A 25,745-nucleotide genomic window follows, 5' to 3' on the forward strand; every position below is an offset into this window, starting at 1 on the left:
TTAGCATCGCCGCCCCGTTTGGGCAGCATTGCTTTCCTTTCCTGTCTGAAAATGTTAGTTTGTTTCAGAAAGTGGCGGGTGTTCCGGGGAAAACGTCAAGGCGTTCGGTAATCGGTAACGTAATGGAATTAGTGACCCGAACAGGGTCTCGCCGCAAAAAAGAATTGTTATGGCCAACTTCGATCCTGCCTTGCTGGGCTATGGCGCACTCCTTGTGCTCCTTGTGGCAAGTTTGGTCGCGCGCGTCGACCACGTCCGGCTGGGGCTCGCCGTCGCCGCACTCCTCGCATTGCCCGTCGCGATATTCGGATGGCAGGGGCTCGGCTATACGCTGCTGATACTCGCGATCCTGATCGTCAACCTTGCACTCATCGCGCGTCTGTGGCTGCGCGACGCGCATGTGAAATTCACACCCGAGGAAGAGGAACTGCGCCGCGCGCACTTCGACGGGTTGCCGCTTGCCACGGCCCGCGCGCTCATCGATCAGGGGCACTGGATTACCGCGCGGCGGGGCGAAGTGCTGATCCGTGAGAATCAAGCGGCTCCCAGCCTCTTTTACCTGTCTGATGGTGCGGCGTCGGTCCAGCGCGATGGCAATGATGTCGGAGTGGTTGCCGACGGGGCGCTGATTGGCGAGGCGACCGTGATCGACGGGTCGAATGCGACCGGAACGGTCGTGCTGACCAGCAATGCGCGCTTGTGGTTCGTTCCCGCCGCTGCACTGCGAGCCTATCTCGCTGCCAATCCCGACGTCGCGGCGAGCCTGCACGAGGGATTTGCACGCGCGCTGCGCGGCAAATTGGCGAGCGCAAACACTCGCATTGCCGAGCGAGCGTCGCTATGACGGCCGCATGGCACTGACAATCTTCGGCATTCCCAACTGCGACACTGTGAAAAAGGCGCGGCGTTGGCTCGACGCGGCCGGCATCCCCCATGCGTTCCATGATTTCCGCAAGGACGGGCTCGACGACGCGCGGCTCCAGCGATGGATGGACGCGCTGGGTTGGGAAAAGCTGCTCAACAAGAGTGGAACGACTTTTCGCAAGCTGTCCGACGCCGACAAGGCCGATCTCGACGCCGCGAAGGCCAGGAGGTTGATGCTCGACCAGCCTGCGATGATCCGGCGGCCCGTGGTCGAATCGGAACGCGGCGTCAGCGTCGGCTTTTCCGAAGCTGACTGGCAGGCGCGCTTTGCCGAATGATCGCGCGGTGCGCCGCGGCGCTCGCGCTGCTGCTCGCGGCGTGCGCGGCTGACGACGAAATGGCAACGCAACCCACCCTCGATGGAAAGGCTGCGATCGTCATCGCGCATCGCGGGGCGTCGGGCGAACGTCCAGAACATACGCTTGCGGCCTACAAGCTGGCGATCGAGCAAGGCGCGGATTTCATCGAACCCGACCTCGTGCTCACCCGCGACGGGGTGCTCGTCGCGCGGCACGAGAACGAGATTTCGGAAACGACCGACGTCGCCGACCGTCCCGAATTTGCCGCGCGCCGCGCGACCAAGACGATCGACGGGCGCGAGGTGAGCGGTTGGTTCACCGAAGATTTCACGCTCGCCGAACTCAAGACGCTGCGTGCGAAGGAGCGGCTTCCGCAATTGCGCTCGACCGACAGTGACGGCGCGTTTGACGTGCCGACTTTTGAAGAAATTCTCGCCTTCCTTGCCGAGGCGAACATGGGGCGCGAAACGCCCGTCGGCGTCTATCCCGAAACCAAGCACCCGAGCTATTTCGCATCGATCGGCTTGCCGCATGAAGCTCCGCTGCTCGCGCTCCTCGATGCTTATGGCTATCGCGGAAGCGCAGCGCCGCTGTTCATTCAGAGCTTCGAGGTCGGCAATCTGAAGGCGTTGCGGGCGAAGAGCGACCTGCCGCTGATCCAGTTGATGGAAGCCGAAGGCGGTCCGGCCGATATACCCGGAACGAGCTATGCCGCCATGGCGTCGCCCGAGGGGCTGAAAGCGATTGCTGCCTATGCCGACGGAATCGGACCGAACAAGACAATGATAATCCCGCGCACGGCGCTCGGGGCGCTCGGGTCGCCGACGACGCTGGTGCGCGACGCCCATGCCGCGGGGCTGAAGGTCCATCCCTGGACCTTTCGCCGCGAGAATTATTTCCTGCCGCTCGGCCACAAGGGCGGGATCAATCCGGCCGGCCATGGCGATCTGGCGGGCGAGATCCGCGCCTATCTGGCGACCGGCATCGACGGGCTGTTCAGCGACAATGTGCGCGAAGCGGTGCCAGCGGTGCGTGACCGATAGCCATTATTTCTCCGGCTCGGTCCACTGAAACACCTCTTCGAGCGGTTTGCCGAAGGTGCGCGCGATGCGGAAGGCAACCTCGAGCGAGGGTGAATATTTGCCCTGTTCGATCGCGGCGATCGTTTGCCGCGTAACGCCGACCCGCTCGCCGAGTTCGCCCTGCGTCATCTCGTTGCTGAGGAAACGCAGCGTACGGATGTCGTTGGTGAAGGGAAGGCGCGCCATCTCTCAATAGCCCCGACGGTAGTAATAAAGCTGCGAACCGACGCGGATGAGTTCGGCAGCGACGAGCGTCGCGAGCAGAATGTTGAGCATCACGCCGCCGCTGTTGCCGTTGATCATCGCGACGATATTGGCCCAGATACCGAGCACGAGCGGATAATAGGCGAGGTGCGTGCCGCGCATGTGGATGGTCTTTTCACGCTCGTCTTCCTTCAGATTGGCCTCTTTGGGCGATCGGATAGCGAACCACGCCGAACCGATGACCATCGGTATGAGGAAGATGATGGTGACCGGAATCAGCATCCCGATCGCGGCATAGACGCCCGCGCGCGTATCGACGATGCTCCAGGGATAATTGGCGAAATACCATCCAAAGGCGCCGAGCAACGCGACAAGCGCGACCCAGTGGGTCTTTTCGCGAAAGGACATCCGAACCTCCATGCATTCTTTGATATACATCATGTAAAAAATATCGAACATAGAGTCAAGTATAATATACCTCGGTCAATCTCCAACCTTTCGCGCCGCAACATAAACGGCTAAGCCCGCGCCCCATGTCCACGACGCCGAAAACGCTCACGCTCGACACCTCGACGAGCCGCGCCAATCCCACGCCCAAGCCGATGAAGCGGCTGACCGTTCCGCGTATCCGCCAGCGCAAGGGCGGCGAGCCGATCGTCATGCTCACCGCCTATACGGTGCGGCAGGCGCAACTGCTCGATCCGCATTGCGACATGCTGCTCGTCGGCGATTCGCTGGCGCAGGTCATCTATGGCATGCCGCATACCGTCGGTGTGACGATGGACATGATGGCACTGCACGGCGCCGCGGTCGTCCGCGGCAGTTTTCATGCCGCAGTGATCGTCGACATGCCCTTCGGCAGCTATGAGGGCAGCCCCCAGCACGCTTTTGACAATGCCGCGCGTCTGCTCAAAGAAACCGGCGCGGCCGCGGTGAAGGTCGAGGGCGGCAAGGTACTCGCACCGACGATCGAGTTCCTGACCCAGCGCGGCATCCCCGTGATGGGCCATGTCGGGCTGACGCCGCAGGCGGTGAATATCCTCGGCGGTTATGGCGTACGCGGCAAGAGCGACGAGGAGGCGCGCTCGATCGTCGACGATGCCGTTGCGGTCGCCGAAGCCGGTGCCTTTTCGATCGTCATCGAGGGCGTCCTCGAATCGATCGCTGTCGAAATCACCAACAAGGTGGCATGCCCGACCATCGGGATCGGCGCGTCGGCGCAATGCGATGGCCAGGTCCTCGTTACCGACGACATGCTGGGCATGTTCGAACGCGTCCCCAAATTCGTGAAGCGCTATGGCAATATGGCCGATGTCGTTACCGACGCGGTCAAGGAATATGCGGATCAGGTCAGGTCCCGTTCATTCCCGACAGAGGAACAGATTTACGCCGGTTGACGTTAAAGCCGACAGGATTTGACGTTGCGGCTGAGGGACAAGTGAATCGCTTGGCCTTTGCGGGCGCCGTCGCTAAGGAGTCGGCCGGCCTTGCGGCCCTTGTGTTGGATGGAGGTTTGATTGGCGCTGAGCCCGACAGATAATTCGGCCCTGTTGCAGGAAGTCGATGAAGCGGTTCGCAAGGACCAGCTGCAATCCTTCGCGCAGCGCTATGGCCGCTGGGTCGTCGGCGTGGCGGTCGCAGGGCTGTTGGCCTTTGGCGGCTATCTGTACTGGGGGCATCATCAGGACAGCGTGCGCGGAGAAAAAGCCGAAGAACTTCTCGCCGCATTTGAAAAGCTGAGCAGCGGACAGCCGCAGGCGGCGACGAGCGAGCTCAAGGCACTCGAAGCCAGCGGCGAGGGCGCCTACCGCGCGGCGGCGCTCATTCAACAGGCGAATATGAAGGCCGAGGCCGGCGACCTGAAGGGCGCTGCCGCGATGATGGCAACGCTGGCGGGCGATGCCGACGTCGATCCGGCGCTCCGCGACCTCGCGCGCATCCGTCAAACGGTTTTCGAATATGACACGCTGAAGCCCGAGGCGGTAATCGCGCGCATGAAGCCGATGGTCGATGCCAAGGACCCGGCCTCGAGCTGGTTCGCGAGCGCCGCCGAACTCAGCGCGATCGCGCATTATCAGCTCGGCCAATATGACCGCGCCGGTGCGCTTTATGGCCAGATTGCGAAACTCGACGATATTCCGAAATCGCTGCAGTCGCGCAGCGTCCAGATGGCGGGCATGCTCGGCGTCGATGCGGTCGCCGACCGCGCCGAGGACAGCGCAAAGGCTGAAGCGGGAACCGACACGAAGGGCGCCACGACGCCTTCAACGAATGGGGATGCCGAATAAATGCGGACCAAGCTAAAGATATTGACGACTGCCCTCATCGCGCTGCCGCTCGCTGCGTGCGGCGCTCTCAAAGGCGACGGCGGGCCGCGAACGCCAACGGTCGGCGAACGCGTTTCGATCCTGTCGAACGACAACAGCATCAAGGTCGATCCGGCCACTGCGGGCATCGCAGTCGTCCTGCCCGAGCCCGTGGTGAATGCCGCTTGGGCACAGTCGGGCGGCAATGCGTCGAAGTCGATGGGGCACCCGGCGCTTGGCGCGGCGCGCAGCCAGGTTTGGCAGGCGAGCATCGCTGGCAACACCAAGAAGCAGCGGCTGGCCTCGTCGCCGGTCGTCGCCGATAATCGCCTGTTCGTTGTCGACACCGACGCGGTCGTCACGGCTTTCGCAGCGGACACGGGCGCGAAGCTCTGGAGCACGGCGATCGGCAGCACCGGCAAGGACTTCAAGGATTCGCTGTTCGGCGGCGGAGCGGGGATCGACGGCAATGTCGTCTATGCGACGAGCGGCGTCGGCGATGTCGCCGCGCTCAATGTCGCCGACGGATCGGTGATCTGGAAGGTCAAACCGGCAGGTCCGCTGCGCGGCGCGCCGACGATCGCATTCGGCGGCGTCTTTGTGATCAGCCAGGACAATCAGATTTTCGCGCTCAACGCCGCCAACGGCGCGGTGCAGTGGCAGGCGACGGCGTCGCTCGAAGCGGGAAGCATCTTCGGTGCAGGCTCGCCCGCCGCCGGGCAGGGCACGATCGTTGCGGGCTATTCGTCGGGTGAGGTCCAGGCCTATCGCTACGAAAATGGCCGCGACCTGTGGGAAGACGCGCTGGCGCGCACGTCGATGGCGCTGTCGGTGTCGACGCTCTCCGACGTCGATGCCGATCCGGTCATCGATCGCGGGCGCGTCTTTGCGCTCGGTCAGGGCGGCCGCATGGCAAGCTATGAGCTTGTCACCGGCCAGCGCAGCTGGGAAATTTCGATCGCCGGAATTTCGACGCCTTACGTGGTCGGCGAGTGGGTCTATGCGATGACTGACGACGGCAAGCTGCTCTGCGTGGCGCGCAACACCGGTCGCGTCCGCTGGCTGCAACAGCTCGCGCGCTTTCGCGTCGAAACCGAAAAGAAGAAAAAGGACCCGATCCGCTGGACGGGGCCGATCCTCGCCGGGAACCGCCTGATCGCGGTGAACAGCGAAGGACAGTTGGCCGAATTTTCGCCGACCGACGGCAGCGTGCTGGCAACGACCGAGTTCAAATCGTCGCTGTCGCAGTCGCCGGTTGTCGCGAACAACATGCTTTATATTCTGGCGGACGACGGGCGCATCACCGCCTGGCGGTAACAGGGGCGGAGCGGACGGCTTCGCCGACAGATAGGATAAGAAGATGGCGCGATCCGCGACGGTCGCCATTATCGGCCGACCCAATGTCGGCAAATCGACCTTGTTCAACCGGCTGGTCGGCAAGCGCCTCGCGCTTGTCGACGACCAGCCGGGCGTTACGCGCGACCGGCGCGAGGGCGATGCAAAGCTGCTCGGACTCGAATTCCTGATCGTCGACACCGCCGGATTCGAGGATCAGGATGCGGCGACGCTGCCCGGGCGCATGCGCGTCCAGACTGAAAAAGCGGTGCGCGAGGCCGATGCCGCGCTGTTCATGGTGGATGCGCGCGCTGGCGTCACTCCGCTCGACGAGGAAATCGCGCGCTGGCTGCGCAGCGAGGACACGCCGATCATCCTCTGCGCGAACAAGGCAGAGGGCAAGCAGGGCGAGGCTGGCCTTATGGAAACCTATGCGCTCGGTTTCGATTCGCCGATCGCGCTCAGCGCCGAACATGGCGAGGGTCTCGTGGAATTGTTCGACGCGCTCCGGCCGATCGTCGAGCCGTTCATGGAAGGGCAGGAGGCGGCAGAGCGGGAAGAGGACGAGGACGCTCCGCTTGGGCCGCTCAAGCTCGCAATCGTCGGGCGCCCCAACGCGGGCAAATCGACGCTCATCAACCGGATGATCGGCGAAGACCGACTGATTACCGGACCCGAAGCCGGAATCACCCGCGATTCGATCCGTGTCGACTGGCAGTGGGAGAAGAATGGCGAGATCCACCCGATCCAGCTTTTCGACACCGCAGGCATGCGCAAGCGCGCAAAGGTGCAGGACAAGCTCGAAAAATTGTCGGTCGCCGACGCGCTGCACGCGGTCGATTTCGCCGAGGTCGTCGTCTTGCTCCTCGACGCGACCAAGGGGCTGGAGGCGCAGGATCTGCGCATCGCCGACAAGGTTCTAGAGGAAGGGCGTGCGTTGATCGTCGCGCTCAACAAATGGGACGTCGCCGAAGATCCGTCATCGCTGTTCAATGGCGTGCGCGCCGCGCTCGACGACGGGCTGAGCCAGGTCAAGGGCGTGCCGCTGCTCAGCATTTCGGGCGCGACCGGCAAGGGCATCGACACGCTGGTGCGTGTCGCCTTCGAACAGCGCGACATCTGGACCAATCGCGTCTCGACCGCGCGGCTCAACCGCTGGTTCGAGCGCGCGGTCGAAGCAAACCCGCCACCGGCGCCGGGCGGCAAGCGGATCAAGCTGCGCTATATCACACAGGCACGGACGCGGCCGCCAACCTTCGTGGTTTTCGGGACGCGCACCGATGCATTGCCGGGCAGCTATGAACGCTATCTGGTCAACGGGATGCGTAAGGAGCTGGGATTCCAGGGCGTGCCCGTGCGCCTCAATTTCCGCAACGCGCGCAACCCCTATGACGAGTGATGCCGCCGCGTTGACCGTCGATGCACGCGGGATGCGCTGCCCCTGGCCGGCGCTCCGCCTTGCACGCGCGATGCGCGACGCGCGCGACGTGCTGCTGCTCGCCGACGATCCGCAAGCGGGCCGCGAAGTTGCGGCGCTGGCCGCCGAACATGGCTGGCGCGTGGAGCTGCGCAGCGATGCCGAGGGCGAGGGGCGTTGGCGCGTCCGGCGCGACTGACCCGAAACGGGACGGCTTCGGCGTTCGGAGAGCCTCCGCGTAACCTCTTTTTTACCCCCTTTTGGCATCACCCATGTCGGGACCAAGACCGACTTGAACACCGAGGGACGCAACATTGGACGAAATCCTGGTCGATTGGGATGAATTTCGTGCGACGCGCGCGCAGTTGGGTGCGGCGTTTGTGCGGATTCTGGGCTATTTTCGCGAGGACGGGACCAAGTCGGTCGCGGCGATCGAAGAGGCGATGCGCGCCCGTGATGCGCGGGGTCTCGTCATGCCGGCGCACACGCTGAAGAGCGAAGCGCGTCAGTTCGGTGCCGAACGCCTGGGCCAATTGTCCGAGGATATCGAAATGTTTGCGCGGCGCTGCGTCGAGGCACAGGTCAGCCCCGAGGAATATCTGCCGCGCGTCGTCGGCCTGCGCGCATTGTTCGAAGAAACGCTAGGCGCGCTCGAGCGCGAAGCGAACCCGCTCGTCCAGCGCCGCCCGACGACCTTCGGGCGCGCCGTCAGCTACTGAAATCCCGGAACGCGGCGCATCGGCTGCAGGCTTCCGCGGGCGAGCGTGCGCCACAGCCATTCGAGCGGGCCATAGGCGAAGCGGTCGAGCCAGGGCTTCGACCACAGCAGCATGACCGCCCACATTCCGATGCAGAATAAATAGAGCGTCCAGCGATCGACCTGGCCAAACAGGTCGAGCCCATAGCCATAGAAGATCGTCGTCATCACGATGCTGGTGCCGAGGTAGTTGGAAAATGCCGTCCGTCCGGCAGCCGCGACACGCGCGATGCCGCCGCCGTCGGCGTAGCGCCGGATCAGCAGCAACAGCAGCGCGGCATAAGCAATCGTCATCATCAACCGGCCCGGCGCCGCCCACGCCAAAAAGGCGTTGACCGCGACGATATAATCAAAGCCCGAACGCCATTGGAGCCATGCGACGATCAATGTGAGCAATATGCCCGGCGGAAGCCAGCGCCAGACGATCCGCCGATAGGCGTCGGTGGTCCAGTCGCCGGTCAGGAACCCGTTTCGGAACAGCGCCATGCCCAGCATCATCATCGGGAGCGTTTCGAGCATCATCATTATGACACCGATGAAAGGATTGACGGCATTTCCCAGTCGCTCGTCGACGATCGCGGCATATCCACCGCGATAGAGTGCAACCTCGTCGATCGCCTCCCGGTCGATCTTGGCATATTCGGCGCGGACTTCGCGCCCCGCTTCGACGAGCGGCGAGGTCGGATCATCGGCGGCGCTCGCGACGGCGAGCTGCGCGCCGAAGAACAGCGATGTCAGGACAACGCCCAAAGTATAGAGGCCGAGAGCCCATTTGATCAGCCGCCGCGCCTCCCAGCGCCGGAAGCCGAATGCGACGCAGCCAACCGCGGCATAGAGGAACAAAATGTCACCCCACCAGATGAAGAAATAGTGGCACAGCCCAAAGACCGCCAGCCAGAACATCCGACGATAATGGACCGACCGAGGGTTGTTTCCGCGCGCGTCCGCGCGGTCGACGATCAACAACATGCTTGCGCCGAACAAGATCGAAAAGAGGCCGCGCATCTTGCCGTCTACCAGCAGGAAACCAAATCCCCATGCCGCAATATCGCTTGGCGACGTGCCGCCAAAGGCTTTGGGCGAAAGATAGGCCATCTCGGGCATTGCAAAGGCGACGATATTCATCGCAAGGATGCCCATCACTGCAAAACCGCGCAGCGCGTCGAGCGTCACGATGCGGGTCGATGCGGGCGCGGTGGTGGCAGACATGGCGTTCTCCGGCTGTGTTATTGCAATGCTACAGCCAAGATGCGATCTGATCGAGCGGCTTTTTGCGCGTCGCGTGAACGGGCACCGTTGCGTCGGGCGCAGGGTGTCCGGCGACAACCAGCATCAGCGGCTTTTCGTCGGCGGGGCGCCCGCAAATGTCGCGCAGGAACCCCATCGGCGAGGGTGTGTGCGTCAGCGTCGCGAGCCCGGCGTTGTGGAGCGCGGTGAGCAGCAGTCCGCACGCGATCCCGACGCTTTCGGTGACATAATAATTCTGCCGCGATTCGCCGGGCTCGATGCCGCCGCGCCGTTGACCGAACACGACGATCAGCCACGGCGCCAAATCGAGAAATCCCTTGTCCTCGTCGGTCCCGAGCGGCGCGAGCGCTTCGAGCCATTCCTGTCCGGCGCGGCTCGCATAAAAGGCCGCTTCCTCTTCCTCGGCTGCGAGGCGGATGCGGTGCTTCACCTCGGGCGAGGATATCGCGGCAAAATGCCAGGGCTGGTGGTTCGCGCCGCTGGGCGCGGTTCCCGCAGCTTCGATCGCCGCCGCAATCACGGCGCGCGGTACAGGCGCATCGGTGAACATGCGGCATGTACGGCGTTTGCCAACATGGTCGCGAAACGCCTCGGCGGCGGCGATCCGCTCGGCATCGGACATGGCAGGGAGGGCGGTATAGGGGATCGTCGCGTGCGGCTTCATGCCGCGGGTGTAGCGTGCCGCTTTCGACTGGACCAGCGCGTTCATGCTATATTGACATTTATGTCAGTAATGCTATCCGGATATTGCAAGGATTCGCTGAAGAGGTTCACCATGACCACTATCCCGCTCTCCCATCCCGATCGCACCGACACCGGATTCCGCCCGCTCAAGGCGTGGCACCATTTCCGCAAGCTGATTGCCGACAAGGAAGACACCGAACAGGTCTTCCACATCATCGAGGCGCTGCGCGACCGCCGCTTCGAAAAGGCGACGCAGGCGTTTTTTGCGACGCCCGAGGGACAGAAGCAGCTGGCCGAGCGCCCCTACCTCCCGGCGATGCTCGACAATCACGATGCGCTGCGCAAGCTGCCCGAGGGCAGCGTCGGGCGCACCTATGTCGATTTCATGGAGCGCGAGGGGTTGACGGCGCAGGGCCTCGTCGATGAATTCGACAAATTCCGCCGCGGCCAGCCGCGCTACAACGATATGCTCGAACTCTATGGCAACCGGCTGCGCGACACGCACGACCTGTTCCATATCCTGACCGGCTATGGCCGCGACGCATTGGGCGAACAATGCGTGCTCGCCTTTTCCTACAGCCAGAACCCGAGTTGGGGCACGCTGTTCATCGCCTGGGCGGGCGCGCGCGAAATCCGCAAGGGTTTCGGAAATCGCTATCCGATCTATGCTGCCGTTCGCGAAGGCCAGCGCATCGGCCGCGCCGCGCAGCCGATTGCGCATCAGGATATTGCTGCGCTGCTTGCCGAACCGCTCGACGTCGCGCGCGCGCGGCTTGGGATCGCCGAGCCAGCGACCTATAAGCAGGTCCACGCGATGATGCGCGCCGACGGCATCGACCCATATGACCTGTTAGGGCAGAAGGCGGCTGAAGCGGCGACACCACCGCAACTCGCGAAGGCGGCCTGAGGCTCAGCCGCTCGGTTGCAATCGCGCGATCAGCGCCTGCGCGGCCGCCGGGTTGCGGACCTTCGCGCCGGAAATGAAGAAGATATAGGCGGTGCGCCCGTTCGCGGCCCATTCGCGCGCGCGGCCCGCCCAATGATCGAGCGCGCCATCGTCATAGCCGGTTGCGACATCGTCGGTGCTGCGCTGCAGCCGCGCATAGGTGAAGTCGGCAGTCTGCTCGTCGATGCACGGAAATTCGTCGCTGTCGGCAAAGACGATAGCCGCGTTCCGCTCGCGCGCGAGGTCGACGAAGGCAGCATCGCGAAAGCTTTCGTGGCGCACCTCGATCGCGTGGCGCAGCGGCAACCCGTCCTGATTTTCCGGAAGCAGGTCGAGGAAGCGCGCGAAATCGTCGCGCTCGAATTTCTTGGTGGCCATGAACTGCCAGAGGATCGGGCCGAGCCGGTCGCCGAGCCGTGTCAGTCCCTGCGTCAGGAATTTCTCGACCGATGCCGCGCCGTCGGCGAGTATTTTGCGGTTGGTGCAGAAACGCGACGCCTTGACGCTGAACTTGAACCCGTCGGGGACCGATGCCGCCCAGTTCGCGAAGCTTTCGGGCTTCTGGCTGCCATAATAGGTGCCGTTGATCTCGATGCCCGTCAGATGCTCGCCGGCATATTCGAGTTCGCGTTTCTGCGGGTGCTTCGGCGGGTAAAAGGTCCCACGCCATGGTTCGTAGGTCCAGCCGCCGATGCCGATGCGGATGCTCATCGCTTTATCCTTTCCGCAATTCATCCATCTTCGCCGGGATGATGAGGTGAGGATACTAAGCCAGCGCCGCATCCGCCCCCATCAGCTTCGGGAAAAACCCTTCATGCGCCTCGCGCAGTTCCGCGAGCGTCACCTGATGGTCGCTCTCGGGCAGTTCGAAGACGATCCGGTCCCTGATCGTGCGGCCGAGCGGGTCGACCGGCACATCCGCGCGGCCTGCGGCGTCGAGGAAATCGGCGAGGCAGGTGTCGCAGACGGTGACGAGATAAAGCCCCTGATCCTCGCCGAAGAAGCTTTCGGCGACACCGAACGGCTGTTCTTCGCTCACGAGAACGCCGATGTTCGACTTGAGCGCCATTTCGGCGAGCGTCACCGCTACGCCGCCGTCGGAGACGTCGTGGCACGCCGTTATCCAGCCGGCATTGATGCTCGCACGGATGAAGTCGCCCGTGCGCTTTTCGGCCTTCAGGTCGACCGGCGGCGGCGGGCCTTCCTCGCGTCCGTGGATTTCGCGCAGCCACGCCGACTGGCCGAGGTGCCCCATGCGTTCGCCGACCGCGAGCACGATGTCGCCGGTTTGCTTGAAGCCGATGCCGACGGCCTTCGACAGATCGTCGATCACGCCGACGCCGCCGATTGCGGGGGTCGGCAGAATCGCGCTGCCGCCACCGGTCGCCTTGCTCTCGTTATAGAGGCTGACGTTGCCCGAGACGATCGGATAGTCGAGCGCGCGACACGCGGCAGCCATGCCGTCGAGACAGCCGACAATCTGCCCCATGATTTCGGGGCGCTGCGGGTTCGCAAAGTTCAGGCAGTTGGTGATCGCGAGCGGCGTCGCGCCGACCGCGCTGATGTTGCGCCATGTTTCGGCGACCGCCTGCTTGCCGCCCTCGAACGGGTCGGCGTAGCAATAGCGCGGGGTGCAGTCGGTGCTCATCGCCAGCGCGCGGTTCGTCCCGTGGATGCGGACGAGCGCGGCGTCGCCGCCGGTCTGCACGGTATCGCCGCCGACCTGACTGTCATATTGCTCCCAGATCCAGCGACGGCTCGCGATGTCAGGGGTGCCCATCAGGGCCTTGAGGTCGGCCGCGACGTCCGAGGTTTCGGGGACGTTGGTGAGGTCGGCCTGCTTCGGCGTCGGAACGTGCGGCCGGTCGTAGAGCGGGGCATCGTCGGCGAGCGGGGCGAGCGGGATGTCGCAGACGATCTCGCCATGATGTTCGAGCACCATGCGGCCGGTGTCGGTGACGGTGCCGATGACCGCGAAGTCGAGTTCCCATTTCTCGAAGATCGCCTTGGCGAAGTCTTCCTTGCCGGGCTTCAGGACCATGAGCATCCGCTCCTGGCTTTCCGACAGCATCATCTCATAGGCTGTCATGCCCGTCTCGCGCTGCGGCACATCGTCCATCTTGAGGTGGAGGCCGACGCCGCCCTTCGACGCCATTTCGACCGACGATGACGTAAGCCCGGCTGCGCCCATGTCCTGGATCGCGACGATCGCGTCCGACGCCATCAGCTCGAGGCACGCCTCGATCAGCAATTTTTCGGTGAAGGGATCGCCGACCTGCACCGTCGGGCGCTTTTCCTCGGCATCCTCGCCGAAGTCGGCCGACGCCATCGTCGCGCCGTGGATGCCGTCGCGGCCGGTTTTGGACCCGACATAGACGATCGGATTGCCGACGCCCGAGGCCGCCGAATAGAAGATCTTGTCCTGCTCGGCGACGCCGACTGTCATCGCATTGACGAGGATATTGCCGTCATAGGCTTTGTGGAAATTGACCTCGCCGCCGACGGTCGGCACGCCGACGCAATTGCCATAGCCGCCGATGCCGTGGACGACGCCCGAGATCAGGTGACGCATCTTCGGATGGTCGGGGCGGCCAAAGCGCAGCGCGTTGAGGTTCGCGACCGGGCGCGCGCCCATGGTGAAGACGTCGCGCAAAATGCCGCCGACGCCCGTAGCCGCGCCCTGATAGGGTTCGATGTAGCTCGGGTGGTTGTGGCTCTCCATCTTGAAGATCGCGGCGAGCTTCTTGCCCTCGGGGCCTTCGCCGATGTCGATGACGCCGGCATTCTCGCCGGGACCGCAGATCACCCACGGCGCCTCGGTCGGCAGTTTCTTCAAATGGATGCGCGAGCTTTTGTAGCTGCAATGCTCGGACCACATGACCGAGAAAATGCCAAGCTCGACAAGGTTCGGCTCGCGCCCGAGCGCGTGGAGCACGCGCTCATATTCTTCCGGCGAGAGGCCGTGTTCGGCGACGATCTCGGGGGTGATGACGGAGGCGGGCGCGGTTGCAGTCTGAGTCATGGCGCGCCTTTAGCCGCGCGCGCGCGAAACGAACAGACCCCATGTGCCTGTCGCGTGGCACATGGGGTCCGAAAATCGACGATCAGCGCGAGGCGAGCGTCGTCGCGGGCTTGTCGAGCGGCTTGACGTCGCGCAGCGTGAAGCTGACCTGCTGCGACCCGACGGTGCCGCGGACGCGGTGCTTGCCGATGCGCAGGGTGAACGGCTTGCCCGTCTTTTCCTCGACGCCTTCGATGACGCGCCCGTTGTCGGTCGACGTAACCGTATAGCTATAGACATTTCCGCCATGCTCGAACCGCTTGACGTCGGGGTCTTTCGCATGGACGGCGGCGGGCGTCAGCGTCGCGAGAGCCGATACGGCCAGAATGATCGTTTTCATGGTGCAAGTCCTTGTCTGATTGAACAAAACTTGCCTTTAAGCCCCTCTTTATTGTGCGATGCAGCATGACGCGCTCGTCTCGTGTCAGCAATTGCAAAAAACCGAATCGCGATTGCAGCGCAGCGAACCCCTCAGCCGCCGCGCGGCAGGAATGTGAGCACAAGCCAAGCTGCCGCTCCGGCAGCAAAGCCCGTCGCAAAGCTGCCCCAGATTATGTCGAGCACGGTGATTTTGAGCGACCAGATCTTCATCGTCGCATGATTGGTCAGGTCGTAGGTCATGTAACAAAAGAAGCCGAACAACGCCCCCCACTGCGCCGCGACCTGCCATTTCCCCGCCGTAAGCGCAGGGCTAATCGCGAAGATCTGGATGCCGACCATATAGAGCCCATAGAAGACCAGCGCCGGTACCGGGCGCCAGCCGTCCATCAGCAATTCGCCGATTTCGGGACGGTAAAGCCTGGGGCCGACGCGCGTCAGCCAGAGGGCATCGAGTAGGCCGAAGATGATCGCGGTGGCGCCAAAGGCTGCTATTGTCTGCAGAGCCATCCCAATTTCTCCCCTATGGCATGGACCTCAAAGGCTAAAGCAGGGCGGCGCGACGTCAAGCTTGACCGCGCGGGGGCGAAGGGGCCAAAGCATGGGCATGACGGACACCCCTGAAGCGGACATTTCCAAGCTGTCGTTCGAAGCCGCGATGGGCGAGCTTGAGACAATCGTGCGCCGCCTCGAAAGCGGCGATGTGAGCCTTGAGGAATCGGTGGCGCTCTATGAGCGCGGGCACGCGCTTCGCCAGCATTGCGAAGCGCGGCTAGCGGCAGCGCAGGCGCGGATCGAGCAGGTCAGTCTGGGCGCCGACGGCCAGCCTGCCGGAACCACCCCCTTCGGCGAAAGCTGACCGCATGACGGTGCGGATCGACGGCGAAACGGCCAGTGCCGCGATGCGGGTCCGCGCGGCGCAGGCCGACGTCGCGGCGGGTGTCGACGAATTGTTCGAGCGCTGGCTCGCCGTGCCCGCCGATCCGCGCGCGCGACTGTACGAGGCGATGCGTCACGCAGCGATCGCGGGGGGTAAACGGCTTCGCCCCTTGCTCGTGCGCGCCGCAGGCGACCTGTTCCATGTCGATCGCGCGCTGAGCTTGCGGGTCGGCGCGGCGGTCGAGGCGATGCATGTCTATTCGCTGATCCACGACGATTTGCCGTGCATGGACGACGACGATCTGCGTCGCGGCAAGCCGACCGTTCACCGCGCCTTTGATGAGGCGACGGCGGTGCTTGCGGGCGATTCGCTGCACGCACTCGCTTTCGAATGGCTTGTCGATCCGGCGACGCACAGCGATCCTTTCGTCCGCAGCGAACTGGTGCGCGAACTGGCGCGCGCCGCCGGTCCGGCGGGGATGGCGGGGGGGCAGATGATGGACCTCGCCGCCGAAACCGCCGATTTCGACCTGCCGACCGTCACGCGGCTTCAACAACTCAAGACCGGTGCGCTGATCGCCTTTTCGGTCGAGGCCGGCGCAATCCTGGCGCGCATCCCCCCCGACGGACGCATCCCGTTGCGCGGCTATGCGCGCGACATCGGCCTCGCTTTCCAGATCGCCGACGACATCATGGACGTCGAAGGCGACGAGGCGCTCGCCGGCAAGGCGCTCCACAAGGACGAAGCCGCGGGCAAGGCGACCTTCGTCACGTTGATGGGAATCGAACGCGCGCGCGAACAGGCAGGGCTTCTTGTCGAGCAGGCCATCGCGCATTTGTCGGGCTATGGCGACGAAGCCGCGCTGTTGCGCGCGATCGCAGCCTATGTGGTGGAAAGGGACCATTGATGCGGGTGGGGGTTTATCCGGGGACGTTCGATCCGATCACGCTCGGCCACATGGACATCATCCGGCGCGGGGCGAAGCTCGTCGACCAGCTGATCGTCGGCGTTACCACCAACATCGCGAAATCGCCGATGTTCGACGACGACGAGCGCATCGCGATGGTGAAGAGCGAAGTCGCGGGCATCGACGGCGATATCCGCGTCGTCGGTTTCAATTCGCTGCTGATGGATTTTGCCGAACGCGAAGGCGCGGGGATCATCGTTCGCGGGCTGCGTGCCGTCGCCGACTTTGAATATGAATATCAGATGGCGGGGATGAACCAGCAGCTCAACAACCGCGTCGAAACGGTATTCCTGATGGCCGATGTCAGCCTGCAACCAATTGCGTCGCGCTTGGTCAAGGAGATCGCGATCTTCGGCGGAGACATTCACAAATTCGTGACGCCCGCGGTGCGCGCGGCGGTCGAGACGCGCATCGCCGAACGCGGGTTGCGCCAGGGCGAGCTTTGACATCGCGACCGATGCCAATCATTGAGCGTTCAGCTTTTTCCCGCTAGGGCGCGCCAAACGGGGCGCAAACCACGTATCAAACAAGAGGCCGATCCAGCATGACATTCACATTCCGCCCCCTGGCCCTGACCGCGATGGCGCTCGCTTTTGCCGCGCCGGTGGCGGCGCAGGACGCGGCGCCGGCAGAGCAGGCGGCCGAGGTGACGGGCGAGGCTGCGCCCGCGATGACCCCCGACCAATATATCGGCAATCCGGAATATATGCTCAACCTCGACCTTTCGACGGGCGGGCGTGTGGTCATCCAGCTTTACCCCAATGTCGCCCCGAACCATGTGGCGCGGGTCAAACAGCTTGCGCGCGCGGGATTTTATGACGGCGTGAAGTTCCACCGCGTCATCGACGGCTTTATGGCGCAGACGGGCGATCCCACCGCGACGGGGCAGGGGGGATCGGAGCTTCCCGACCTCGAAGCCGAATTCAATCCCACGCCGCACCTGCGCGGCACTGTCTCGATGGCGCGCGCGCAGGCAGAGAATAGCGCGAACAGCCAGTTCTTCATCATGTTCCAGCCGCGCTTCACGCTCGACCGCAATTATACTGCGTTCGGCCGTGTCGTGTCGGGAATGCAATATGTCGACGCCATCAATCGCGGTGAGCCGCCGGCGGTGATGTCGCGCATGGTTCAGGTTTCGGTGGCCGCCGACGACAAGCCGGTGCCGCCGGCCGCGATGCTGACCGAGGCGCAGCCGGCCCCCGCCGCGCCGCAAATCGGCATCGACGAGCTCAACGCGCCGATCCGTTGATCGCGGCGCCGCGCGAGGTTTCATGCGCGTCGACGCTTTCGATTTCGACCTTCCGCCCGAACGCATAGCGCTGCGTCCCGCGCGGCCGCGCGACGCGGCACGCATGCTTGTCGTCGAGGGTGATGCGTTGTCCGACGCGCGCGTCGCCGACTTGCCGCAGCGGTTGCGCGCCGGTGACTGCCTCGTCTTCAACGACACGCGCGTAATCCCGGCGCAGCTCGAGGGGCAGCGCGGCGATGCGCGGATCGGCGCGACCTTGCACAAGCGCATCGACCTGCGGCGCTGGCAGGCGTTCGTCCGCAACGCCAAGCGGCTGCGCGTCGGCGAGACGGTCGATTTCGGCCAGGGCGTCGCGGCCGTGGCCGAGGATCGCCTGCCCGACGGCAGCTTCGTGCTCGCCTTTGGCGGCGAAGAACCGGTCGAAGTGCTGCTCGAACGTGCCGGGACGATGCCGCTGCCGCCCTATATCGCGGGCAAGCGCGCGACCGACGATGCCGACCGCTCGGACTATCAGACGATGTTCGCGCGCGAGGACGGCGCCGTGGCCGCCCCCACGGCGGCGCTGCACTTCACGCCTGAGTTGCTGGCCTCGTTGAAAGCGGCCGGGATAGCCAGCGAAACGCTGACGCTGCACGTCGGCGCGGGCACCTTCCTGCCGGTAAAGGCCGACGATACCGACGATCATGTCATGCACGCCGAATGGGGGCGGATCGACGCCGCCACTGCCGGGCGGCTCAATGCCGTGCGCGCCGCCGGCGGGCGCGTGATTGCGGTCGGCACGACCAGCCTGCGCCTGCTGGAAAGCGCCGCGCGCGACGACGGCACAATCGCGCCGTTCGAGGGCGACACCGCGATCTTCATCACGCCGGGATATCGCTTCAAAGCGATCGACGGGCTGATGACCAATTTTCACCTGCCGCGCTCGACGCTCTTCATGCTGGTGAGCGCGTTGATGGGGCTCGAGACGATGCAGGCTGCCTATGCGCACGCAATCGCGAGCGACTATCGTTTCTACAGCTACGGCGACGCGAGCCTGCTGCTGCCGGGCGGGTAGAGCGCGCGGCGCGCGCTACCCGCCCCGACAGTCAGAATTTGACGCGTGCGGTGAAGCGCGCGTTCAGCGGCGCCCCCGGCGAGATATTGTTGTTATTGTGCGCGTCGGCGAAATAGCCGGTGTCGAACAGATTCTCGACGTTGAGCTGGAACTGAACCTGCTCGCTTGCCTCGAAGAAGAGCGCCGCGTCGAACCGTGTAAAGGACGGCAGCCGCGTCGTCGTTGCCGATGTGCGGATCGCGGCGAACTGGCCTGACTGGTGGATCACCCCGACGCCGACGCCGACCCGGCGGTCGAAATCATAGCGGTTCCACAGCGCAAGCTGGTGGCGCGGCGTCTGGCCTAGCCGCACGAAGTCGTTCCCGCGCAGCTTTGCGTCCTGGTAGGAATAGCCGCCGCTCACCTGCCAACCCGGCATGATCTCGCCGACCAGGCCGACTTCGATGCCCTTGGTGCGCGTCTCGCCGACGTTGATCGAGTTGGCGGGGTTCGCCGGATCGGGCGTCGTCGCATTGGTGCGGTCGAGCTGGAACAGCGCGAGCGTCGCGCTCAGCCCCGGGCGGACATCCCATTTGGCGCCAATCTCGTAATTGGTGAATTTCTCGGGCGCGAGATTTTGCTGCGTCGTCGACAGCGACAGAAACTGGTCGCCCGACCGCGGCAGGAACGACTGGCTGTAGCTGCCATAGATCGAGATATTTTCCCGCGGCTTGACGATCAGCCCGACGCGCGGCGAGACCTTTTCATCGACCCGCGCGAATTTGCGGTCGGGATCGGGGATGAAGTCGGTACCCGCGATGTCGAAACGGTCGAAGCGCAGCCCGACGACCAGGTCGACATGCTCGCCGAACGCAATCTGGTCCTGCGCATAGGCGGAGAAGAATTTGACCGTCGATTCGGTGCTGCGCGCGAGTGTCGGAAACGTCACCGTCGGATAGACGATGTTGGAAAGATCGAGCGTAGCGCTCGACAGCACCGCGTTGCGACGCTGGTTCTGCGAATCCTGCTCGCCATATTCGACGCCGAGCAGGATCTTGTTCTCGACCCCGCCGAGCGCGACGTCCCATACGAGGTTCGATTGGACGATGAAATTTTCGCGCTTCGTCGGGTCGGTATAGCCCGACAGCGCTACCGTGCCGTCGGGCGCCGTCGCCGCGCCATTGGCATAGATGTTCGTGTAAAATTTGTCATAGTCGCCATAGAGCAAGGTCGACGACCATTGCAGATTGTCCGCAAGCTCGCCGTCGAGCCGCGCCTTGACGATATGCGCCTCGATGCCCGTGCGGTTGACGCCGGGAACCCCGAAGAAGGTGTCGCGGTGGCCGGGGAGCGGCCCGGGCGTGCAAGGCTGCGCGCAGGCGAGCGCGGGGATGCCGCGGTCGGTGACGCGGTCGTCCTTCACATATTCATAGCTGAGCCCCGCCTTCCAGCCGGGTGCGAATTCGACCCCAGCATAGGGGTTTACGGCGTAGCGCTTGCCGTCGAAATAATCGCGGTGATTGTCGAGTTCCTCGTAGAAGCCGTTGATGCGGAAAGCTGCGTTTGAGGACAGAGGTGCGTTGATGTCGGCCGACACGTCCCATGCGCCGAAGCTGTTGACCGAACCCGCAGCGCCGACAAAGGCGCGCTCGGCGCTCGGCGCCTTCTGCACGCGGTTGACGATCCCGCCGCCGCCACCGCGCCCGAAGATGAGCGCATAGGGCCCCTTGAGGATTTCGACGCGTTCGATGTTGTAGAGATTGCGATAATATTGGACGTCGTCGCGCACGCCATCGAGGAAAAAGTCGGCAGTCGTGTTCTGGCCGCGCAGCGTAATCTGGTCGCGATTGCCTTCGCCCTGGCCGATCGTCGTGCCGGGGATATAGCGCAGCACGTCGCCGATGCTGTGGTGCGCCTGATCGTCGAGCTGCTCTCGCGTCACGACGGTGACACTCTGCGGTACGTCGATCAGCGGCGTGTCGGTCTTGGTTGCTGTGACCGAATCGACCGCCTGATAACCCTGCGACTTGCCGACGACGAGGATCGTCTGATCGTCACCGGCGTCGGCCTCCAGCGCGTGCGCAGCGGGGGCGGACAACGCCGCTATGGCGGTCGTAAGCATCAACAGGGGTCGCATATTATCTCCATCGGGTGCGGGAATTTGCCGCCCCTTAACGAGATTGCGAGTGAGTTGCAATTTCGAAATGCCAACAGGGCAGATCGCCCTCTGCCCACGTCAATGTCGCGCGCAAATGAAATGCGTATCGATAGTGAGCGCGCCCCGCGGGCTTAGCGCGCGGGGGTAGCCAGCATCGTTTCCATCATCGCGAGCGCGGCTTGTCTGCCGATGCGCGCGACGAGCTTGCGATCGGTTTCGTCGCCGAGCTCGAAGGTCGCGGTCGGGACGCGATAGGCCTCATAGACCCACGACTTGGCGGTTGGGAGGCCGGGATTGTGGCTCGAATCGCGCTCGACCTTGTACCCCGGCATACGGTCCTGATAGCGCGCAAGCCAGCCAGCCGCGAAGCCTGGCGGATCGGTGATTTTTGCGTCGGGAAGCGTATAGACGACATCCTTCTGCGTCGAATGAAAGTCGAGCAGCAGCCGCAGCTTGCGCGCCGGATCGGCGTCGATGTCGGCGAGCAGCTTTTGCATGAGCTGCGTCTCGGGCTGGGTGAACGGCCCCCAGTCGCGGTTGAGGTCGAGCCCGCCGGTGCCGTGGCGCCAATGGCCCCGGACAACGCCGTCGGGATTGAGCATCGGAACGACGATCGTCGAGAAACGCGCGCGATAGGCTTTTGCGACCGGATCGTCGGAAAGGATCGTGTCGACAAAGGCGAACATTGCGAGCGCGCCGGTAATTTCGGGTGGATGCTGGCGGCCGATCAGGACGACCTGCTCGCGCGGTGCGGCAGCGGCCGACGTGATCGTCAACTGCTCGATGATGCGGCCCTCGGCCGATTTGCCCAGCGTCGCGCGGACGGCGTCGGGATGACGTGCGCTTTCGGTGAGCCAATGGTCATATGTGGATGGCGCAATAATCTCTTGCCCCGCGACGAACAGCGGTCCGGAACCAAGGGCGATGTTGATCTGCGCCTGCTTGATCCCGCGGCGCTCGAACAGCGTTACATCCTTTTTCGGCATCGCCTTCCAGTTGACGCCGTCGCTGCTCGTCTTGGGCCAGTAGCGATGCCCGCACGCGGTATAGTCCAGCGTGACCTTCACCTTGGTCCCGCGCTTCGCTTCGGGCTGCGGGGTCAGGCGAAAGGCATACCAGGCGCTGCAATTGATCGGGGGTGCGTCTTCGGGGGCGAGGGTGACCGTCAGCTCGCGCTCGCTCACCGTTCCGCAGCGCGCGGCAGCGCCCGTGGGAAAGCCGGTATCGAGCCGGACCCGGCTGTTTTCGCATCCGGCCTTTGCCGGGGCGGCAAGGGGTTGTGGAAGCGGCTGTGCCGCGGTGGCAGGCAAGTGGACTGCCGCTGCCACCGCGGCACCAAGCGAAAGGGCGTGGCGGGCGATGCCGCCATTGATTGCGCCGCGCCGATTTCGCATCACGGACCTCAGAACTTCTTGCGCATCTCGAAATAGAAGACGCGGCGCTTGCCACTATGCTCGGCGCCGAAATAGCCATAGCTTTCGTCGGCGATCGGCGGGCGCTTGTTCTGGATGTTGTTGATGCCGAACTTCAGCCGCAGCCCGTTGAGCGCGGTGTTGTTGGTCACCGTATAGGCCACCGACGCGTTCATCGTGAACCAGCTCTTCACGCGCAGGAATTCCCCGGTCTGGTCCTGCGTGACGCTGATGTCGTTGAAGCTGCCGATATATTTGCCGAACCAGCTGACGTCCCAATTGCCCGCGCTCCAGATTGCGGAGGTCGAAAAACGCCATTTGGGACGCCCGTCCTGTTCCATCAACTCGCCGATGCCATCGACGCTGACTTCGGTCGGCAGGTCGCCGTTGGCGATCGCGTCGAGCAGCAGCTGGCCGTCGGGGCCGGGGACCTGGAAAAAGCTCTTGAGTCGCGCGGCATTGAACCGGAAGCGGAAGTCGCCGATCCCCGTGTCGGGCAGGTCGTAATAGGCGCCGAAGTCATAGCCCTTCGACGTTCGGCTATCGAGGTTCAGATAGGGGTCGAGGACGATGTTCACGTTGCCCGCCGGGTTGGCGGCGAGCGACGTTCCGGCGAACAGCGCAAGCGTGTCGGCGTCGGGATCGTCGCGAATCACGTTCGGGTTAAAGCTGCCCTGCTTGCGAAGGAGAAGGTCGAGCGCGAGCTGGTTCTGGTCGCCGAACGTGCCGACGAGGCCGGTCTGCTTGATGCGCCAATAATCGGCGGTCAACGTCAGGCGCGGGATGAACGACGGAGAGACGACGACGCCGAAATTCAGGCTGGTCGTTTCCTCGGGCTCGAGCTGGTCGGTGCCGCTGCGCAGGCTGGTCGTGCTGCGGTTGCCGCACGCACCGACGTTGGAGATGAGGCCCTTTTCGAACTCGGCCTGACAACGGACATAATCGTCGCGCGAATTGTTGCGCGTCGTCCCGACGTCATTGACCTGAACGAGGTTGGGAGCGCGAAAACCGAGCGACCAGGCGCCGCGGAACAGCAGGCCGTCGAACGGGGTCCACGCCGCCGCGACGCGCGGGACGATCGTGCTGCCGACGTCGGTGAAATGTTCGAAGCGGCCCGCAAGCTGAACTTCCAGCTTCTCGACGAGCGGAACATTCATATCCTCACCGATCAGCGGGATGAACGTCTCGGCGAAGGCCGAAAAGACTTCGCGGTTGCCGCTGGTGTCGGGGCTGGGGCTGGTGCCGAGCACGTCGCTCTGCTCGACCACGCCGGTCACCGCATTGGTGAAGGTGATCGTGCCGTCGAGCCGCTCGTCGCGGTTGTCGATAAAGGTCTCGCGCCGCGCTTCGACCCCGACCGCGATGCCAAGGTCGCCGCCGGGAAGCGTGAAGAGATCGGGACGCGAAATCTTGAAATCGGCGAGCGCCAGCGTCGTCTTGCCGATGCGGTAGACGGGGACGATGAAGCTGTCGATCGTCGCCTGGTTGCTCGGCGTCCCGTCGATGGAATTGGGAAATTCAAAGCTGCCGCCGTTGAACGGATTATAGGCGCTCGCGTCGGTGCGGTTGATCGCGGCCTGGAACAGGGTGTTCGAGATGCGCGTCGCGCGGTCGGTCGTGTTCGCCTCGGTATAAAGGACCGCGGTGTCGAAATCCCACGAACCGATTTCGCCGCGCAGGCCGGCGAGGAAACGCATGCTGTCGCCGGTGACCTGAACTTCGCGCGGACCGGCGTCGATCGCACGATAGCCGATGATCTGGATCGTCGATCCGGTCGCCGGGATGCCCGCCGGACGCGGATCGATCCGGTTCGGGTTGGTCGGATCGGGGGCGCCGAAGGGATTGTAATAGGCCGTCCGCGTCACGCCGATCGGGACGCCGCCCAGGATCTGCGCCTGCTCGATATTGCGGTTGAGCTTCGAATAATAATAGCTGCCCTCGGCATAAAATTCGAGGCCATTGTCGAACTCGTGGCTGAACAGCGCGAAGATATTATAGCGGTCGCGCTCCGAAAAAAGGTCGGACACCGGCGCCGAGTCATAGCGGATGGCGGTGTCGATGGTCGTGCTGCTGTTGTCGGCACACAGCCCGTTCTGCAGCGGCAGGAAGGTCGTGTCGTTCGACGCAAGGACGCTGCACGGCTGGATGTGGAAATCGTCGTCGCCGACGCGCGTGATCCGGTTGCTCGCTTGGAAGCGACCCCAGGGCGAGCCTGTGCTGCGATTGTTCAGCTGGGTGTCGTTCTCGAACGGTGTGCCCACGAAAAAGGGGCGCAGGTCGTCGCTTGCCGAAAAATCCTGCTCGGAAGCCGGAACGCGGTTGCCGTGAAAATAATTGCCATAGACGGTCAGGTTGCTGCGGCCGCCATTGAAATCGATGCCGAAGCCCGCGCTGATGTCATATTCATATTGGCTCGTCTCGTTCGCGAGGTCGAGCCGCATGTTGACGAAGCCGCCCTTAAGGCGTCCGCGAAGCTGGGTGTCGATCACGCCGGCGACGGCGTCGGCGCCATAGACCGGCGATGCGCCATCGCGCAGCACTTCGACGCGGCGCACCGCGCTCGGCGGGATGGTATTGGTGTTCGGCGACACGACAGGGACAAGAAGTTCGGTCTGGAAACCGGGGTTGAGGACCATGCGGCGGCCGTTGATGAGCAGCAGCGTGTTGCCGGTGCCCAGGTCGCGCAGGTTGATCGACGCGACGTCGCCGCGCGCCGCGTTGGCGCTGCCGACCGTATTCTGGTCATTGAACTGGGTCGCCCCGATCTGCGGGATCGAACGGAAAAGTTCGTCGCCTGTGATCGCGCCAGTCGTCTCGATATCGTCCTCGGTCAGCACGGTGACGGGCAGGACATCGTCGACCTTCGCGCCCTTGATCTGCGAACCGGTTACGACGATTTCCTGCTGCGGCGGAGCATATTCCGGCGCGCGTTCGGCCGCCGCAACGGGCGGATTGGCCGTCGATGCCTGCGCCACGGCTCCAGCGGTTACGACGAACGAGCCGCCGCTCGTTTCGCGCAGCGTCAGGCTCGAACCCTTGAGGAGCGTGCGATAGGCCGAGCGAGCGGTAAAGCGGCCCTTCAGCGCGGGCGCCGTCCGCCCCTCGACGGCCGATCCTGCAAATACGACGTTGCTGTCGGTCTGGGCTGCGACGGCGCGAAGCGACCGCGCAAGCGCCTGTTGAGGAAGATCGATATTATATTCGGTCTGTTCGCGCGCCTCGGCCACATTTGCAGCGATGGCGACCATTGCGCTGCAGGCACCCAACATAGCCTTCGAGATCATAGTTTCGCCCCCTTGTGGCGCCGCGATTGTCGCATCCGCCTTCAACCTTTCAGACGTCGAAAGCGTCCAAATCCGACACAGAGATGAAATAAAAAATTGGCTGGGGCCACAGCGCGCAATT

General features: G+C 63.9%; 26 protein-coding genes. 15 read left to right on the plus strand and 11 right to left on the minus strand.

From position 1 onward, the window contains the following. The first annotated feature begins 169 nt into the window (after positions 1-169). From JI743_RS14065 to JI743_RS14075, 3 genes are read left to right on the plus strand one after another with little or no spacing between them, the layout of a single operon-like run. Positions 170-844, plus strand: a complete 675-nt coding sequence (locus JI743_RS14065) for a Crp/Fnr family transcriptional regulator (protein WP_201928969.1) — start codon at positions 170-172, stop codon at positions 842-844. A 7-nt stretch (positions 845-851) separates the two neighbouring features. Beyond that, complete coding sequence (locus JI743_RS14070) at positions 852-1,202, plus strand: ArsC family reductase (protein ID WP_201928970.1); 351 nt, start codon at positions 852-854, stop codon at positions 1,200-1,202. Beyond that, positions 1,199-2,266: a glycerophosphodiester phosphodiesterase gene (locus JI743_RS14075; protein WP_201928971.1), complete on the plus strand. Its 1,068-nt coding sequence runs from the start codon at positions 1,199-1,201 to the stop codon at positions 2,264-2,266. Before JI743_RS14070 ends, JI743_RS14075 begins: the two co-directional genes overlap by 4 nt. Before the next feature lie 3 nt (positions 2,267-2,269). On the opposite strand, the gene JI743_RS14080 is transcribed toward JI743_RS14075, so the two are convergent. Continuing rightward, the gene (locus JI743_RS14080; RefSeq protein WP_201928972.1) at positions 2,270-2,491 is read right to left on the minus strand and encodes a helix-turn-helix transcriptional regulator; all 222 of its coding nucleotides are present in this window, start codon (positions 2,489-2,491) and stop codon (positions 2,270-2,272) included. Between the two features lie 3 nt (positions 2,492-2,494). After that, the gene (locus tag JI743_RS14085; RefSeq protein WP_201928973.1) at positions 2,495-2,917 is read right to left on the minus strand and encodes a hypothetical protein; all 423 of its coding nucleotides are present in this window, start codon (positions 2,915-2,917) and stop codon (positions 2,495-2,497) included. 125 nt (positions 2,918-3,042) lie between these two features. Between JI743_RS14085 and panB the strand changes: the two genes are divergently transcribed. The 6 genes from panB (at position 3,043) to JI743_RS14115 (ending at position 8,286) form a co-directional block, all read left to right on the plus strand. Next, positions 3,043-3,906, plus strand: a complete 864-nt coding sequence (gene panB, locus JI743_RS14090; protein WP_201928974.1) for a 3-methyl-2-oxobutanoate hydroxymethyltransferase — start codon at positions 3,043-3,045, stop codon at positions 3,904-3,906. 120 nt (positions 3,907-4,026) lie between these two features. Continuing rightward, positions 4,027-4,797: a tetratricopeptide repeat protein gene (locus JI743_RS14095; protein WP_201928975.1), complete on the plus strand. Its 771-nt coding sequence runs from the start codon at positions 4,027-4,029 to the stop codon at positions 4,795-4,797. Beyond that, the gene (locus JI743_RS14100; RefSeq protein ID WP_201928976.1) at positions 4,798-6,132 is read left to right on the plus strand and encodes an outer membrane protein assembly factor BamB family protein; all 1,335 of its coding nucleotides are present in this window, start codon (positions 4,798-4,800) and stop codon (positions 6,130-6,132) included. It abuts the gene before it with no gap. 43 nt (positions 6,133-6,175) lie between these two features. Continuing rightward, positions 6,176-7,549: a ribosome biogenesis GTPase Der gene (gene der, locus JI743_RS14105; protein ID WP_201928977.1), complete on the plus strand. Its 1,374-nt coding sequence runs from the start codon at positions 6,176-6,178 to the stop codon at positions 7,547-7,549. Continuing rightward, positions 7,539-7,766, plus strand: coding sequence for a sulfurtransferase TusA family protein (locus JI743_RS14110; protein ID WP_201928978.1), 228 nt, complete (start codon positions 7,539-7,541; stop codon positions 7,764-7,766). Before der ends, JI743_RS14110 begins: the two co-directional genes overlap by 11 nt. Positions 7,767-7,881: 115 nt before the next feature. Then, positions 7,882-8,286 (plus strand): Hpt domain-containing protein, encoded by a 405-nt coding sequence (locus JI743_RS14115; RefSeq protein ID WP_201928979.1) that lies wholly within the window; start codon positions 7,882-7,884, stop codon positions 8,284-8,286. Here JI743_RS14115 and JI743_RS14120 read toward each other — a convergent pair. Continuing rightward, positions 8,280-9,533, minus strand: a complete 1,254-nt coding sequence (locus JI743_RS14120; protein WP_201928980.1) for a DUF418 domain-containing protein — start codon at positions 9,531-9,533, stop codon at positions 8,280-8,282. The two genes, JI743_RS14115 and JI743_RS14120, sit on opposite strands and share 7 nt — an antisense overlap. 28 nt (positions 9,534-9,561) lie before the next feature. Next, positions 9,562-10,236 carry a nitroreductase family protein gene (locus tag JI743_RS14125; RefSeq protein WP_201929132.1) on the minus strand — a complete coding sequence of 225 codons (675 nt, stop codon included), beginning with the start codon at positions 10,234-10,236 and terminating at the stop codon, positions 9,562-9,564. A 111-nt stretch (positions 10,237-10,347) separates the two neighbouring features. Between JI743_RS14125 and JI743_RS14130 the strand changes: the two genes are divergently transcribed. Then, complete coding sequence (locus JI743_RS14130; RefSeq protein ID WP_201928981.1) at positions 10,348-11,163, plus strand: Coq4 family protein; 816 nt, start codon at positions 10,348-10,350, stop codon at positions 11,161-11,163. A 3-nt stretch (positions 11,164-11,166) separates the two neighbouring features. Here the strand turns inward: JI743_RS14130 and JI743_RS14135 are convergent, their stop codons facing one another. From JI743_RS14135 to JI743_RS14150, 4 genes are all read right to left on the minus strand, one after another. After that, positions 11,167-11,913 carry a DUF72 domain-containing protein gene (locus JI743_RS14135; RefSeq protein WP_201928982.1) on the minus strand — a complete coding sequence of 249 codons (747 nt, stop codon included), beginning with the start codon at positions 11,911-11,913 and terminating at the stop codon, positions 11,167-11,169. 55 nt (positions 11,914-11,968) lie between these two features. Further along, positions 11,969-14,224, minus strand: a complete 2,256-nt coding sequence (purL, locus tag JI743_RS14140; protein WP_201928983.1) for a phosphoribosylformylglycinamidine synthase subunit PurL — start codon at positions 14,222-14,224, stop codon at positions 11,969-11,971. Positions 14,225-14,306: 82 nt separating this feature from the next. Next, positions 14,307-14,603 carry a hypothetical protein gene (locus JI743_RS14145; RefSeq protein WP_201928984.1) on the minus strand — a complete coding sequence of 99 codons (297 nt, stop codon included), beginning with the start codon at positions 14,601-14,603 and terminating at the stop codon, positions 14,307-14,309. 131 nt (positions 14,604-14,734) lie between these two features. After that, on the minus strand, positions 14,735-15,151 hold the full coding sequence (locus JI743_RS14150; RefSeq protein WP_201928985.1) for a DUF2177 family protein: 417 nt from the start codon (positions 15,149-15,151) through the stop codon (positions 14,735-14,737). Positions 15,152-15,248: 97 nt separating this feature from the next. Here JI743_RS14150 and JI743_RS14155 point away from each other — a divergent pair, with 97 nt between their 5' ends. From JI743_RS14155 to queA, 5 genes are all read left to right on the plus strand, one after another. After that, positions 15,249-15,500, plus strand: a complete 252-nt coding sequence (locus JI743_RS14155; protein ID WP_201928986.1) for an exodeoxyribonuclease VII small subunit — start codon at positions 15,249-15,251, stop codon at positions 15,498-15,500. 4 nt (positions 15,501-15,504) lie between these two features. Continuing rightward, positions 15,505-16,428, plus strand: a complete 924-nt coding sequence (locus JI743_RS14160; protein ID WP_201928987.1) for a polyprenyl synthetase family protein — start codon at positions 15,505-15,507, stop codon at positions 16,426-16,428. Further along, positions 16,428-16,934 (plus strand): pantetheine-phosphate adenylyltransferase, encoded by a 507-nt coding sequence (gene coaD / locus JI743_RS14165; protein WP_201928988.1) that lies wholly within the window; start codon positions 16,428-16,430, stop codon positions 16,932-16,934. The genes JI743_RS14160 and coaD overlap by 1 nt, the downstream gene beginning before the upstream one ends. Before the next feature lie 98 nt (positions 16,935-17,032). After that, positions 17,033-17,737 carry a peptidylprolyl isomerase gene (locus JI743_RS14170; RefSeq protein ID WP_201928989.1) on the plus strand — a complete coding sequence of 235 codons (705 nt, stop codon included), beginning with the start codon at positions 17,033-17,035 and terminating at the stop codon, positions 17,735-17,737. 22 nt (positions 17,738-17,759) lie between these two features. Continuing rightward, complete coding sequence (gene queA / locus JI743_RS14175) at positions 17,760-18,791, plus strand: tRNA preQ1(34) S-adenosylmethionine ribosyltransferase-isomerase QueA (RefSeq protein WP_201928990.1); 1,032 nt, start codon at positions 17,760-17,762, stop codon at positions 18,789-18,791. Between the two features lie 31 nt (positions 18,792-18,822). On the opposite strand, the gene JI743_RS14180 is transcribed toward queA, so the two are convergent. The 3 genes from JI743_RS14180 to JI743_RS14190 all read right to left on the minus strand — a co-directional run bounded on the left by JI743_RS14180 (position 18,823) and on the right by JI743_RS14190 (position 25,624). After that, positions 18,823-20,907 (minus strand): TonB-dependent receptor, encoded by a 2,085-nt coding sequence (locus JI743_RS14180; RefSeq protein WP_236660011.1) that lies wholly within the window; start codon positions 20,905-20,907, stop codon positions 18,823-18,825. Positions 20,908-21,059: 152 nt separating this feature from the next. Next, positions 21,060-22,322, minus strand: a complete 1,263-nt coding sequence (locus tag JI743_RS14185; RefSeq protein WP_201928991.1) for a M14 family metallopeptidase — start codon at positions 22,320-22,322, stop codon at positions 21,060-21,062. Positions 22,323-22,330: 8 nt separating this feature from the next. Continuing rightward, positions 22,331-25,624, minus strand: coding sequence for a TonB-dependent receptor domain-containing protein (locus JI743_RS14190; protein ID WP_201928992.1), 3,294 nt, complete (start codon positions 25,622-25,624; stop codon positions 22,331-22,333). Between the last annotated feature and the right edge of the window lie 121 nt (positions 25,625-25,745).

The organism is Sphingopyxis jiangsuensis, from assembly GCF_016734905.1.
GTDB lineage: Bacteria > Pseudomonadota > Alphaproteobacteria > Sphingomonadales > Sphingomonadaceae > Sphingopyxis > Sphingopyxis jiangsuensis.

Coding starts and splice junctions, on each gene's coding strand:
- JI743_RS14065 (WP_201928969.1), top strand. CDS start 170: ATGGCCAACTTCGATCCTGCCTTGCTGGGCTATGGCGCACTCCTTGTG.
- JI743_RS14070 (WP_201928970.1), top strand. CDS start 852: ATGGCACTGACAATCTTCGGCATTCCCAACTGCGACACTGTGAAAAAG.
- JI743_RS14075 (WP_201928971.1), top strand. CDS start 1,199: ATGATCGCGCGGTGCGCCGCGGCGCTCGCGCTGCTGCTCGCGGCGTGC.
- JI743_RS14080 (WP_201928972.1), bottom strand. CDS start 2,491: ATGGCGCGCCTTCCCTTCACCAACGACATCCGTACGCTGCGTTTCCTC.
- JI743_RS14085 (WP_201928973.1), bottom strand. CDS start 2,917: ATGTCCTTTCGCGAAAAGACCCACTGGGTCGCGCTTGTCGCGTTGCTC.
- panB (WP_201928974.1), top strand. CDS start 3,043: ATGTCCACGACGCCGAAAACGCTCACGCTCGACACCTCGACGAGCCGC.
- JI743_RS14100 (WP_201928976.1), top strand. CDS start 4,798: ATGCGGACCAAGCTAAAGATATTGACGACTGCCCTCATCGCGCTGCCG.
- der (WP_201928977.1), top strand. CDS start 6,176: ATGGCGCGATCCGCGACGGTCGCCATTATCGGCCGACCCAATGTCGGC.
- JI743_RS14110 (WP_201928978.1), top strand. CDS start 7,539: ATGACGAGTGATGCCGCCGCGTTGACCGTCGATGCACGCGGGATGCGC.
- JI743_RS14120 (WP_201928980.1), bottom strand. CDS start 9,533: ATGTCTGCCACCACCGCGCCCGCATCGACCCGCATCGTGACGCTCGAC.
- JI743_RS14125 (WP_201929132.1), bottom strand. CDS start 10,236: ATGAAGCCGCACGCGACGATCCCCTATACCGCCCTCCCTGCCATGTCC.
- JI743_RS14130 (WP_201928981.1), top strand. CDS start 10,348: ATGACCACTATCCCGCTCTCCCATCCCGATCGCACCGACACCGGATTC.
- JI743_RS14135 (WP_201928982.1), bottom strand. CDS start 11,913: ATGAGCATCCGCATCGGCATCGGCGGCTGGACCTACGAACCATGGCGT.
- purL (WP_201928983.1), bottom strand. CDS start 14,224: ATGACTCAGACTGCAACCGCGCCCGCCTCCGTCATCACCCCCGAGATC.
- JI743_RS14145 (WP_201928984.1), bottom strand. CDS start 14,603: ATGAAAACGATCATTCTGGCCGTATCGGCTCTCGCGACGCTGACGCCC.
- JI743_RS14150 (WP_201928985.1), bottom strand. CDS start 15,151: ATGGCTCTGCAGACAATAGCAGCCTTTGGCGCCACCGCGATCATCTTC.
- JI743_RS14155 (WP_201928986.1), top strand. CDS start 15,249: ATGACGGACACCCCTGAAGCGGACATTTCCAAGCTGTCGTTCGAAGCC.
- JI743_RS14160 (WP_201928987.1), top strand. CDS start 15,505: ATGACGGTGCGGATCGACGGCGAAACGGCCAGTGCCGCGATGCGGGTC.
- coaD (WP_201928988.1), top strand. CDS start 16,428: ATGCGGGTGGGGGTTTATCCGGGGACGTTCGATCCGATCACGCTCGGC.
- JI743_RS14170 (WP_201928989.1), top strand. CDS start 17,033: ATGACATTCACATTCCGCCCCCTGGCCCTGACCGCGATGGCGCTCGCT.
- queA (WP_201928990.1), top strand. CDS start 17,760: ATGCGCGTCGACGCTTTCGATTTCGACCTTCCGCCCGAACGCATAGCG.
- JI743_RS14180 (WP_236660011.1), bottom strand. CDS start 20,907: ATGCGACCCCTGTTGATGCTTACGACCGCCATAGCGGCGTTGTCCGCC.
- JI743_RS14185 (WP_201928991.1), bottom strand. CDS start 22,322: ATGCGAAATCGGCGCGGCGCAATCAATGGCGGCATCGCCCGCCACGCC.
- JI743_RS14190 (WP_201928992.1), bottom strand. CDS start 25,624: ATGATCTCGAAGGCTATGTTGGGTGCCTGCAGCGCAATGGTCGCCATC.